Genomic DNA, 12,846 nt, shown 5'->3' on the forward strand with positions numbered 1-12,846 from the left:
GAGCAGGCCCCATGGATACCCCTCCTGACGAGATCGACTTCGTTCGCGAGATGCGCACGCGGAGCTACGCGGAAGGCGGCGTCTTCTGGACGCAACGGGGCGACCTGGGCGTCTTCGAACCCGAGGCGGCGCAGAAGATCAACGCGCTCAACTACGGCGACCTGACGCTGCCCGACAAGCTCGCCGACCTGCTGCGTGGCCGGAAGGGAGAGCCTGTCTCCTGGAAGCACGTGCGCGCGGCCTGGCTCCCGCACATGAAGCGCCTGTCAGGTCCGGAGTCTGTCGCGCAGCTCGCGGAGCGGATGGAAGCGCTTCTCGAGGCGCGACTCGAGCGCTCGCTCGACCTGGTCTGGGTGGCGCAGGAGGTGTGCACCCAGGCACTGGTGCCCATGGTGGTGGCCAACCTGCCCCGTGCCGACATGGCACGCGTGCTCCGCGACCAGCACCTCAAGCTCGCGCGACTCCTCTCTGTCGAGCCCCTGCGCGAGACGTTCTGGCAGGAGCTTCGCGCCATCTGGATTCAGGTGGGTGCCGGCTCCGCGGTCCGCCGTGAGCTGCGCGGCCGCGCCAGGGGCCGCAGGCCCCGCCAGCTCGACCTGACCGACCCCATCGTCGACCTGCTGCCGGAGCTGGGACTGGACCGGGCTGTCGACGCGGTCACCGCGGTGCTGACGGCCATCGCGGGCCCGCCGGGAGCCACGGCCGCGTGTGTCCTCTACGAGCTGACCCGCCGCCCCGACCATGCCGCACGGCTGACCCGCGAGCTGGAGTCAGTCTCTCGGGAGGAGCTCTACGCCGCCCCCACCCGAGTCACCCCGGCGACCCACCGCTTCGTCAAGGAGACGATGCGCATGTGGAGCTCGCCGCTGTTCCTGGCCCGGTCGGCACGCACCGACATCCAGTTGGAGCAGGCATGCGTCAAGACCGGCCAGCGCTACTTCGTCAGTCCCCATCTGGCCCACCACGACCCGAAGCATTGGAAGGACCCGGAGACCTTCGACCCCGACCGATGGCTGCCGGACGCGGCCAACGGTCCATGCAGCGGCGCCAGCTACGTCCCCTTCGGCTGGTCCCCGACGACCTGCATCGGGGCCGGCCTGGGCATCGCGCAGCTCATCGTGCTGTGCCACCTCATGTGCACCCGCTACCGCATCCAGCTCTCGGAGCCGGAGGCCGTGCGCATGGTGCTGGCCGCCGTACCGCTGCCCCAGAACTTCCGGGGCACGCTCACCCGGCGCTGAGCGGGTCTTCCTCGGCCGCCGCGCCGCGAGCAGGCTCACCCGCCAGGGTTCTCCGCCGTCAGAAGGGGGAACAGATGATGCCCACGCAGTCGCCCGCGGCATTGCTGCGCGCGACGTTCCCGCCTCCGTCGAAGGCGGTGGGCGCGTAGATACCGAAGCCCGTGTTGCCCAGGGCGACGTTGTTGAGCACCGTGAGGTGCTGGGCGCCTGCACCGTGAGTCCATCCCCGTCGTTGCGCAGGAACTCGTTGCCGCCGCAGACGATGCCCGTGAGCGGGACGGGGACGAACGCCGGAGGTCGGACAGGATCAGCCCGTCCGCGTTGTCATAGACGGTGTTGCCGTCGACGTAGGCCGTCAGGGCCGCGATCTGGAGGCCGGAGCCATTCTCACCTGGGCTTGCCCACGACATGTGAGAGGTTGGCCCCGGCACGATTCACACGCGCCACTTGCTTGTCCTGCCGGGCCAGCCGCACGAGCACCCCATCCGGGAAGGCAATCTGCGCGTTGAGATGCAGCATGAGGCCCAGCAGCGGCGCTACCTCCGCATTCAGTCTGCCCAGCAGTGCCAGCACCCCCACCCGCGCCACGAACGCCTCCGCTCCGCCGTCCGCCACCCGCAGGGCCTCGCGCCTGACTTGCGCGCGCACCAGGGCTTCGCGCACGGCCAGTTGCGCACGCTGGTGCCGACTCTCGTCCGAGGTGCGGTGCGCGGGCCGGTACGCCCCGACCTTGCACGGCTCCGCCAACGTACTGGCGCCCCGCTTGTCCGGCTTCACCCGGCGACTACGCGTGGCGTACATGGCAGCGCAGTTCGGGTCGGCCACCACCACGTCGTGCCCGAACTCTTCCAGGCTCCGCGCCACCCACGCGCTCTCAGTCGAGGCATCCAGCAGCACCCGCGCCTTGGGACGCGTGCCCAGGAGCTAGGCCAACCGCTCCCGTTGGGTGCGAAGCCGCTGCTCCAGCACCACCTCGCCCCCTCCGCCAGGATGCACACCTGACTGTCCCGCTTGTGCACGTCGATGCCGATGAACACCATGGCCCACTCCCCCTACCTCGGCGGTCTTGTTCGCGCCGCGGCAATCTAGGGCTCGGTGGGCCTACCTCTGCATTCGTGGCTGGCCGGCCGCTTCATCTCCTCTATGCGTCGGCGACTGGTCGTACCTTGGGCCTGGATTCGCGTCTCGAACAGCGCTTGAGTAGATCCGTCCGGTTCTCAGTTGGGGGGGAAGTATGGGTCCTGCTGCTCTTTATTCGTTCGTACTTGTAACCGTGGCGCTTGTGACCCTTCCGGCACGCGCAATGGAGGCGGAGAGCAGTGGTCCACAGGGCATACGAGTTAACAGGGCTGTCTACGTGAAAGGGGTGCTTGCGGCTCTCAATGATGTTGATATCGCTGTTGCGGCGACAGCTGCGCGTCTCCACTTGGACGCACTGCGTGCATCCGACTTGGAGGGGCGAGAACAGGGGCTTCGCCTCGTTGAGTTGCTGAAGGACGGGGACCCGAACGTTCGACGGGCGGCAGCCGCTGCGCTGGGGAGAATGGGAGGCCAGGCGAAGGCGTACGCACCTCACCTGCTCGCGCTGCTGAAGGATTCAGATCGAAGCGTTCAACAAACTGCGGCCACAGCGCTCAGCCGAATCGGAGAGGAGACGCATGTTCCTGACCTCCTTGAGCTGTTGAGGGACGGGGATGCAAGCGCTCGGTTGGGGGCAGTCGACGCGCTGGGGCAGATCGGAAAAGGGGCGAAGGAGTCTGCGCCTCACCTTATTGAATTGCTGAAGTCCTCCGACATAATCGTCCAGCTGGCGGCGGCCGATGCGCTGGGGCGAATCGGAGAAGGTGCGAGCGCATACGTACCTCAGCTCGTTGTACTCCTGAAGGATAGGGATGCTGGCGTCAGGCGGGCAGCGGCAACTGCGATGGGGGGAATGGGAGCGAATGCGTCAGTGCCACTCCTCATTGAACTGCTGAAGGATGAGAACGCAGGCGTCCGGTGGGCGGCTATTCATTCGTTAGGGCAATTGGGCGATAGGGCCGAGGAGGCAGTGCCTCACCTCGCCAAGCTACTGAGCGCCAAAGATATGGGCAGCCCGTACGCGGCGGCAGAGGCGCTGAGGCGAATCGGTGAAGGTCCCACTGAGGCTGTGCCTCACCTTGTGGATACGCTGCTCGAATGCGACGGCGGTGTACATTGGGCGGCGGCCATTATGTTGAGCGGAATGGGAGAGAGGGCAAAAACGTATGTGCCCCGCTTCGTCGAGTTGCTGAGGAACAAGGACGCAAGCACTCGGCGTGCAGCGGCCGCAGCGCTTGAAGGAATGGGAGAGAGGGCCGAGGCGTCTGCGCCGCACCTCATTGAACTGCTGAAGGATGGGGATAGAAACGTCCGGGAGGCGGCGGCTAGGGCGTTGGGGGCAATGGGAGCAGGTGCGAAAGAGTCCGCGCCTCTTCTTGTGGAGTTGCTGAAAGACGAAGACGTAAGCGTCCGCTGGGCGGCAGCCGCAGCGTTGGGACGAATAGGAGAAGATGCGAAGGAGTCCGTGCCTCGCCTCATTGAACTCCTGCAGGACTCGCATTTAGGAACCCAACAGGCGGCCGTCGTATCCCTTGGGCGAATAGGAGAAGGGGCGAAGGAGTCAGCGCCTCATATCATTGCGTTGCTGAGAGATCGGAACGAAAACACCCGTGAAGTAGCAGCACAGGCGTTAGTGAATTTCACTCCGCTGGATGCATCTATCTCGGCATTTTTTATCAATGCGGCCTTGACCAACCGCGCTCGGTATACAGAATGGCTTGTCCTTGCTCATGTCACGGCGGGAGGAGATCCAATGGTCGAGCGAGTGCTTCGCTGGGCTGTGCGCCCTGATGACGAGAGGCCGAACAGTATTTCCCTGGAGGAGGCGCGGGAAACGCTAGAAGACTTTCGCGAATTTTGGCCTCGCGCCAAGGATTATCCGCGCCTTCAGGCCGCCCTTGCGGATAGCGTCGCTGCTGTATCGAAGATGCATGAGGGAAGCCTGACGAGTGTCGAAGACCTCATGTTGCTTGAGTCTCTCCGCGAGATTTTGCAGGGTTCCTATCGCAGGCAGGCTGATACGCTTGAGCAGGTCATTGCATCAGCCCAGTCTTGGCGTTGGGTTAAGAATACTGGGGGGCTGATTGTCTCCCACTTGGTCTTCTGGCTCCTATTGGTCTTCGTCTATCCCCACTACCCCAGTGTTCAGGCCATCTTTTTCTGGAATCCATGGGTTCGAAGGGTGACAGGCCTTTTCTATGTGGGCGTGTTGCTCACGTGGGTGCCATTCCTCAGGCGTCGTTTGCTCTCACCCTTTGCACGTATCCTCACGGCCGATGCTGGCATTGGCGAATTTCAGGGAGAGGCATACTTCGATCGTTCAGAGGTGATCGTCCGTTCCACCCAAGAGCGCCTGCGCATAGTTAGTGCTCTTCCTCATCTTCGTGGTCAGATTGTTCTTGAGGGCGCATCTGGATTGGGGAAGTCTAGCTTTCTTCGATATCTCTTGTCGCGCTCGAAACGCCTGGCAGTCTATCTATCTGCGGAGCGCTGCAGTGCAGGCGTGTTGGAGGCGATCCAGGCAAAGCTGGAGGGCCAAGCGAAGGATGCTGCCTTTCTCCGGAGCCTTATCTACAGCGGTGCTCTCGACATCTATATTGATGGGTTGAACGAGGTGACCGCGGACACAAGGGCACGCATCGTTCAATTCATGGAGAACCACTTCCAGGGAAATATTCTCGTTTCCACGCAGCGTATTGAGTGGAGTCCTCCAGTGACGGCCCGCGTTCTCTCCTTGCAGCCGCTATCCGACGCAGACATCGCCGAATTCCTAAAGGGGCGAGGGCCATTCTTGGAGTCGACGGCGAAGCTCCGAGGAGATGAGTATGCGGAGCGGTGCGAGCGTTTCGTGGCGGAGTCGTTGACTGAGGACCAGTCTGAGCAACTGCGCCGCGCTATTCGGGAGGTTCTGTCAAATCCCATGGATTTGACAGTGGTTGCACAAATGCTCGCAGACGGCATGTCGCCCGACCTCACCAACTTGCGGCAGCAGCAGTACGAGCTCATGGCAAACGAGTACGCTGCCTCTCACCTCACAGAGTTTCCACTGGGGCGTTTCGCTGAAGAGGCCTACCAGATGCGTAATTCTGGACGGACGATAGTTGATGAGGCTGCTTTCGACCGCGAGCTTCTTGCAATGGAGCGCTTCAGGATGGTTCTGAAGCGACAGTGGAGAGGATCTGACAAGTCGGACCGCAGGGAGTGGCGGTTTCGCCACGACAAAATTCAGGAGTTTTTCATCGCACACACGTTTCTACCATTGGATAGCCAACGCGAACTCCAGCACCTCGGAGACTCGCGTTTTCGTGGTGTTTACGTTCTCTTGGTCTCCCTTTTGTCGTTGGACCGGGCGCGGACACTTCGCGATAGGTTGGTGGAGTACGCTGCGGATACTGGCGATCATTCTGTAAGCGACGATTACGTGAAGCTTTGGAAGAACAGGGAGGCAATGCAGCAGCCCCCCAGCACTCCATCCCAAGGTGCTGCGTGAGGTGTGGAGGCAGGCTTAAAGGGTCTTGGGGTACGAGAAGGGAGCTCCAGGGGTGCAGGCGATAGCGGCCCTCCTCGCTCCTCTGCCCCCACCCTCCCCCAACAGGGCCCCCTTCCTTCTTGTGCGTCGCGCGGCAGCGCGCCTCGGTGCTCTGAGCGCGCGCCGCTCGCCCATGGGGTCATGCCGCTCGCTGGTCCGGGAGCGACTCGGAGGGACGCGAGCGTTGGAGGTGCGCCAGCAACACGGTGGTGAGCTCCCGGAGCGAGGGGCCGCTCACCACCTCCATCGAGGACAGCTTCACTCCCAGCTCACCCTCGATGGCGGTGACGATTTCCAGGGCCATGATGGAGTCCATGCCCAGCTCACGCAGGGGCTGGGCCGCGTTGAGGCCCTCCTCCTGCGTGCGCATGACCCGGGCCACCACCCGCGTCAGCGTCCGGGTGATGAGCGCCCGCCGGGCGTCTTCGTCGAGTCCCCCGAAGGCCCGCTCGACGAGGTCGTCACCCCGTGCCGCGTGCGTCGGCTGCCCCGACGCTTCCATCAGCGAGACGAGCCGGCGAGCGCCGGTCCAGGGTGCGAGGGCCGCTCCAAGCTGGCTCCAGTCCACGTCCGCGACGGCCACCTGCTCGGGCGCGGAGTCCAGGACGCGACCCAGTGCCTGGAGCGCCGCGCGTGTGGTGAGGCCGCGCAGTCCCAGGTGTTCGAGGTGCTGCGCCACGCTCGCGTTGCGTGCGACGAGTCCGGCCTCTCCCAGCGCGCCCCACTGGATGGCCGTGGCCGGCAGTCCCAGCCGACGACGGTGCACCGCGAGCTGGTCGAGGAACGCATTGGCCGCGACGTAGCTGCCCTGCCCCGCGTTCCCGATGATGGAGGAGATGGAGGAGAAGAGGACGAAGCAGTCGAGCGACATCCCCTGGGTCAACCCATGGAGGTTCCATGCCCCGCGGGCCTTGGCCGCCAGCACCCGGTCGAGCGAGGCCCGGTCCAGTCTGGCGAGCGGCTTGTCCTCCAACGCGACGGCGCAATGGAAGACACCTTTCAGAGGCGGCAGCGTGCGGTGGACCTGCGTGAAGACGCGCTCCAGCTCATCGTGTCGAGCGACGTCCGCCGCGAGTGCAAGCACTTGGACCCCGCGAGTCTTCCAGGCCGCGAGCGCCTCGCGTGCCTCCTCCGACTGGGCCCCGCGGCGGCTCACCAGCGCCAGGTGACGCGCGCCTTGTTCCACGAGCCACCGGGCCACCTCCAGCCCGAAGCCACCCAGGCCCCCCGTCACCAGATAGGTGGCATCGGAGGACAGGCGCTCGCGGCCCGAGGGACAGCGGACGCGCAGTGCCGGGTCCTTCATCGTGATGCACACCTTCCCGATGTGCTTGCCGCGCGCCATGGTGCGGAAGGCCTCCTCCACCTGACTCGCCGGCCAGGCGCGCGAGGGAAGAGGCCGGAAGCTTCCTTCCTCGAAGCGCTGCAGCACCTCCTGGTACAGCTCGCGCACCTCCTCCGGGCGGCTTTCCAGGAGCCGGTCGAAGTCCACGGCCGCGTACATCAGGTTCTCGTTGAAGGGTCTCAAGCGAAGCAGCTCATCCTGCTCGAAGCTCATCTTGCCCAGCTCGATGAACCGGCCGAAGGGCGCGAGGCAGGAGAAGCTGCGCGTCATGATTTCGCCCGGCATGAAGCTGAGCACCACGTCCACGCCGCGCCCACCCGTCCAGGCCCGGACGTCCTCGACGAAGCTCACGTCGCGGGAGTGGCTCACGTGTGTGAGCCCCTGGTCGCGTAGGTATTGACGCTTCTCCTCGCTGCCGGCGGTGGCGATGACCTCCGCGCCGCACCAGCGAGCCACTTCGATGGCCGCGAGCCCTACCCCGCCCGTGGCGCCATGGATGAGCACGCGCTCGCCCCGGCGCAGCCGGGCCACCCGCACGAGCGCGTGGTACACGGTCAGGAAGACGATGAGGTTGGCTCCCTGCTCGAAGGAGAGGTGCGCGGGCAGCTTCACCACGTGGCCCGCGGGCAGGACGACGTGCGACGCGAGGAAGCCCGGCGCGACACCGTAGACCCGGTCTCCCACCGCGAACCCGGTCACCCCCGAGCCCACGGCGCTGATGCGCCCTGCCCCCTCCATGCCGATGGCGTCACCGATATACGTGTTCTCCTTCACGCGGTCGGACAGCAACCCCAGCGCCTTCATGATGTCCTTGAACCCGAGGGCGGTGGACTCCACCTCGAGCTCCACCTCACCGGGCCCTGGCGAGCGTCGCGCACGCGCCACGAAGCCCAGGGTGTCGAGCCTCCCGGCCTCTCCCAGCACCAACTCATGGCCCATGCCAGCGGGGACGGGCTCCAGCGGCGGTGTCTCCATGACGGCCTGGAGCGGGGTCAGCGTGCCTCGCGTGAGACGCGCGACATGGAGCAGGCCGCCTCGCTCGGCGACCTCCTGCTCCACTCCCAGCCCACGCAGTCGTGTCAGCACGGTCTCCATGTTCGTGGGCGCTGCGTCGAGGTCCATGAGCGTGAGGCGCAGGTCGGGTCGCTCCGTCATCGCAGTGCGGGCCAGCCCCAGCAGCGGCGCGAGCTGGAGCGAGGGGGTCTCCGAGGGTGAGGCCACGGCTTCGGCACGGGTGGTGACGAGGAAGTAGCGGCCGATGCGGCCGGGGCGCAGGGACTGGACGAGCCGCAACAGGGCCTCCGCCGCCTCCGCTCCGTGCTCCACCGGCGTCTGGCTTTCCCGCGCGAGGTCCGCCCAGCGCAAGTCCACGAGCCTGACCCGGTCCTCCAGGGGCAGCCCGTCGAGCAGGGACGTCAGCGCCTCGGTGCTGGTGACATGGTGCCAGGCGCGTGGGCGGGGCTCGGGCGTAGGCCCTCCGAGGACGACCCACGTGGCTTCCTCGGCGTCGGGCTCGGTGGGCTCGAAGCGCTCCCACTGCCGCAGATACACCGCGCGCTCCAGGACGGCGGAGTCGTCCGTCCGCGCACGAGGAAGGAGCCGGGCCGTGAAGCCCGTGATTTCCGCCACGACGGCGCCATCCTCGCGCAGGAGGGTGATGTCGCCGCGCACCGTGCCCGGACGCGAGGAGCACAGTCGCCCGTGCGCCAGGAGTGTCCGGCCCGCGAGCCCCAGGACCTGGATGCGGTCGATTCCCACGGGGACGATGTCGTGCCGCGCGTCGTCTGGCGCCGAGGCGAGGGGGCTGTGGAACGCGGCATCGAGCAACACGGGATGCAGGTGGTAGCCCCGGTCCTCCACCGCCGTGGGCAGGGACATCCGCGCCAGCACCTCACCGGGAGCGCGGTGCACCGCCGTCACGGCTCGGAAGGCCGGGCCGTAGCGCAACCCCCGCCGCTCCAGGGATGCATAGAGGCCCGCCACCTCGACTTCGCCCGACAGCCGTGCCTGGAGCGCGGAGAGGTCCACCGTGCGCTCGGTTCGCCCGGCGGAGAACAGCTTGCCCCGCGCGAGGACCACGGGTGCCCGCTCCTCGTCCTGCTGCTGGACATGGAAGGCCGCTGTCTCCGCGTTGAAGCCGACGCGCACGCGGACGTTCGTGTCCTCGCGAAGCACGACCGCGGATGCCAATTCCAGCTCGTCGATGCAGCACCGTGCGTCTCCCGTGAGCGCATGTCGGGCGGCCAGGGCCAGCTCGACGTGTCCCGCGCCGGGGAACAGGAGGCTCCCCGCCACGTGATGGTCCGAGAGGAACGGCAACGCCGCGAGGCTCAGCTCCGCCGTCCACGTGGGGTTGGGGCCTGGCTCCGAGTCCACGAGCATGGGGTGGCCCGTGAAGGCGCGGCGGCGTCGCAGGGAGCGGTGGCTCTCCTCCCAATACGACTTGCGTTGCCAGGGCGTGCGCGGAGCCCCCTGGTAGGCCCCCGCGCCGAAGTAGCCCCGCCAGGAAGGCGTCAGACCCAGGGCATGGAGCTTTCCGAGCGCGGTGGTCATCGTCGCCTGCTCCGAGGTCTCCCGCACGAGCGAGGCGATGACCTCCCCACGCGTCCCGGCCGCGCTCAGTACGTCGCGGATGGACGACGCGAGCACCGGATGCGGGCCGACCTCGACGAACGTTCCATGGCCATCCCCCACGGCCTGACGGAGCGCCTCGGCGAACCGCACCGAGCCTCGGACGTTGTTCCACCAGTACGCGGCGTCATGGCGCTCGGAGGACGTCATGAGCCGCCCCGACACGGTGGAGTAGATGGGAAGCCGTGGCGCCCGTGGCCGTAGCGGCGCGAGGGACGTGAGCAGCTCCCCCTGGAGCGGGTCCATCAAGGGGCTGTGGTACGGCACCTCCACCTGGAGGAAGCGGTGGAAGCGACGGGCGGATGCGAGCTCCGCGGCCACGCGCTCCAGCGGTCCGCGCTCGCCGGCGAGTGTGACGGAGCGCTCGCTGTTGATGGCCGCCACGGAGATGCCGGGGCCATGTCGCGCCACCCATTCGAGCGCCTCGTCCGGGCCCAGGCCCACGGCCAGCATTCCCCCCTGCCCCGCGATGCGCTGCTGGAGCCGGCTGCGGTGGAAGGCCGTGAGCAACGTGTCGCGCAAGTCGAGCGCGCCCGACGCCCAGGCCGCGCCGACCTCGCCGATGCTGTGTCCCACCACGGCGTCGGGCACGATGCCCCAGGACGCCCACAGCCGCGTGAGCGCCACCTGCAACACGGCGTTGGCGGGCTGAGCGACCTCCGTCCGGGTGATGCGCGAGGACGCCGCGTCCCGCTTCAATTCCTCGGCGATGGACCACCCAGCGAGCTCGCGGAAGAGGACATCGCACTCCTCGACGGCCTCGCGGAAGACGGGCTCCGTGGCCAGGAGCTGCCGGCCCATGGCCCACCATTGTGGCCCCATCCCCGTGTAGACGAAGAGCAGCTTGCGAGCCTCTGGAGGCTCCGCCACGAAGTCCAGGCCGGCCACGTCCCGCTGGCCGTGCGCGAAGGCTCGCAGCGAGGTCGCGAGCGCCTCCCGGCTCGAGCCGCGCACCGACAGCCGGTGACGTGGATGAGCGCGATGGACGGCCGCGTCGCGGCAGAGCACCTCGGGGGTGCTTCGGCCCGAGTCCAACCAGTCCGCGTAGCGTCCCGCGAGCGCCGCCAGTGCCTCGGGAGTCTTCGCGCCCAGGGGAAGCAGGTGGGGCCGCCCTTCGGGGCGCGGATGCGTCTCGTGGGGCGCTCGGCGTGGTGGCTCCGCGAGGACCACGTGGGCATTGGTGCCGCCGTAGCCGAAGGAGTTCACGCCCGCGAGGAGCGGCCCCTCTCTCCGAGGCAGCGATTCGGGTCGCGTGGGAATGTGCAGCCCCAGGGCGTCGAGTGGAATCTGGGGATTGACCTTCTCCAGGTGCAGGTGGGGAGGGACGGTGCCGTGCTTGAGGACGAGCGCCGCCTTGATGACACCCGTCACTCCCGCCGCCGCTTCGAGGTGACCCAGGTTCGTCTTGACCGAGCCCATCCGGCACCGGTCCTTCTCGCCGCGGCCGACGCCCGTCACCGTCCCGATGGCGCGGGCCTCGATGGGGTCTCCCACGGGGGTGCCCGTGCCGTGGGCCTCCACGTAGGCCACGCGCAGCGGGTCCACACCGGCCTTCGCATAGGCCTCCCGCATCACCGCCACCTGGGCCTCCGCGTTGGGCACGGTGATGCCCGGCGTGCGTCCATCCTGATTCACGGCCGTGCCGAGGATGAGGGAGTGGATGGGATTGCCATCTCGCAGCGCGGCGGACAGGGGCTTGATGACGAGCATCGCCGCGCCCTCGGCGCGCACGTACCCGTCCGCCTGGTCGCTGAAGGCATGGCAGCGCCCGCGGGGTGACAGGAAGCGTCCCTTGGACATGGTGACCTGCGTCTCCGGCAGCAGGAGGACATTCACGCCGCCGACGAGCGCGGCCTCGCTCTCCTTCGCCCACAGGCTCTGACAGGCCAGGTGCAGCGCCACGAGCGATGACGAGCAGGCCGTGTCCATGGAGACGCTGGGGCCGCGCAGGTCATAGAAGTACGACAGGCGGTTGGAGAGCATCGTCAGCGTGCTCGCCGTCGCGGAGTGCGTATCGAGCCGCTCGCGGTTGTCCGGACTGGCGTGCAGGATGAGGTTGTCCATCATGAAGCCGCCGACGAAGACGCCCGTGCGGCTGCCCGCCAGCGAGCTCGGAGGCAGCCCCGCGTCCTCCAGCGCTTCCCAGGACACCTCCAACATCAGCCGTTGCTGCGGGTCCAGGGCGCTGGCCTCTCGCGGGGTGATGCCGAAGAAGCCGGGCTCGAACTCACGCAGGTCCTGCTGGAGCAGGCCCGCGCGCTGCACATGGGTGCGTCCCGGTGAACGGCCTGACGCATCGTGGAACTTCTTCGGATCCCACCGCTCCTCGGGGATGTCGACGATGCACTCGCGCCCCTCCATCAACACCTTCCAGAAGCCCTCCGTGTCCTCGATTCCGCCGGGCAGGCGGCAGCCGATGCCGACGATGGCGAGCGGCTCCCGGGCGCTGCTCTCACCGCTGTCACCCGTTGGGACGCGGCCCAGGCCGAAGTGACGGCGGACGGCCTCGGAGGGCTCGGGTGAGCGGACCTCGCGCCCCAGCGCCTGCTGGATGATGCGAGGCGGGGGCACGGTGCCGTGGGCATCACGGAAGACAGCGCGCACGAAGCCCGTGGCCACCGGACGCTCTGGCTCCGACGGGCGGCGGAACTGCTGCTCGAAGTAGAGCCAGTGCTCGTCCCAGGCGGCGAGCCGGGTGCCCAGCTCGTACTGTTCGAACAGCCGGAGCGAGCCCCGGAACTGGAGCGCTGTCTCTCCGACGGGGACGACCCAGCGGTTGCGCAGCATGGCCGGCAGGAGTCCCGCGCGCACGAGGAGGTCCACGCGGCCCAGGTCCATCATCGCCAGGTAGCGGCTGTTGTTCATGTGGCCGAAGAGGTCCAGGTCCGTGGGAAGGACGCGCCAACGCGTGACGCCCTCCTCCAGCGGGTCGATGCGTCCGCGTGCTTGTCCGCGGAGGAGGGTCTGGAGCAATCGCAGGGAGGGCTTCATGGGTGAATCCTTTCGGCATGAGCCGGGAC

General features: G+C 67.3%; 5 protein-coding genes. 2 read left to right on the forward strand and 3 right to left on the reverse strand.

Going from position 1 to position 12,846, the window contains the following annotated elements:
* The first annotated feature begins 11 nt into the window (after positions 1 to 11).
* Complete coding sequence (locus tag ACVTJA_RS29175; RefSeq protein ID WP_465824536.1) at positions 12 to 1,241, forward strand: cytochrome P450; 1,230 nt, start codon at positions 12 to 14, stop codon at positions 1,239 to 1,241.
* Positions 1,242 to 1,299: 58 nt separating this feature from the next.
* Here ACVTJA_RS29175 and ACVTJA_RS29180 read toward each other — a convergent pair whose 3' ends face one another.
* Positions 1,300 to 1,431, reverse strand: coding sequence for a hypothetical protein (locus tag ACVTJA_RS29180; protein ID WP_465824540.1), 132 nt, complete (start codon positions 1,429 to 1,431; stop codon positions 1,300 to 1,302).
* 197 nt (positions 1,432 to 1,628) lie between these two features.
* Complete coding sequence (locus ACVTJA_RS29185) at positions 1,629 to 2,105, reverse strand: transposase (RefSeq protein WP_465824542.1); 477 nt, start codon at positions 2,103 to 2,105, stop codon at positions 1,629 to 1,631.
* Positions 2,106 to 2,475: 370 nt separating this feature from the next.
* Between ACVTJA_RS29185 and ACVTJA_RS29190 the strand changes: the two genes are divergently transcribed.
* Positions 2,476 to 5,811 (forward strand): HEAT repeat domain-containing protein, encoded by a 3,336-nt coding sequence (locus ACVTJA_RS29190; protein ID WP_465824543.1) that lies wholly within the window; start codon positions 2,476 to 2,478, stop codon positions 5,809 to 5,811.
* Between the two features lie 178 nt (positions 5,812 to 5,989).
* Here ACVTJA_RS29190 and ACVTJA_RS29195 read toward each other — a convergent pair whose 3' ends face one another.
* On the reverse strand, positions 5,990 to 12,817 hold the full coding sequence (locus tag ACVTJA_RS29195) for an SDR family NAD(P)-dependent oxidoreductase (protein WP_465824546.1): 6,828 nt from the start codon (positions 12,815 to 12,817) through the stop codon (positions 5,990 to 5,992).
* Between the last annotated feature and the right edge of the window lie 29 nt (positions 12,818 to 12,846).

The organism is Pyxidicoccus sp. M6, assembly GCF_055568925.1.

Coding starts and splice junctions, on each gene's coding strand:
- ACVTJA_RS29195 (WP_465824546.1), bottom strand. CDS start 12,817: ATGAAGCCCTCCCTGCGATTGCTCCAGACCCTCCTCCGCGGACAAGCA.
- ACVTJA_RS29190 (WP_465824543.1), top strand. CDS start 2,476: ATGGGTCCTGCTGCTCTTTATTCGTTCGTACTTGTAACCGTGGCGCTT.
- ACVTJA_RS29175 (WP_465824536.1), top strand. CDS start 12: ATGGATACCCCTCCTGACGAGATCGACTTCGTTCGCGAGATGCGCACG.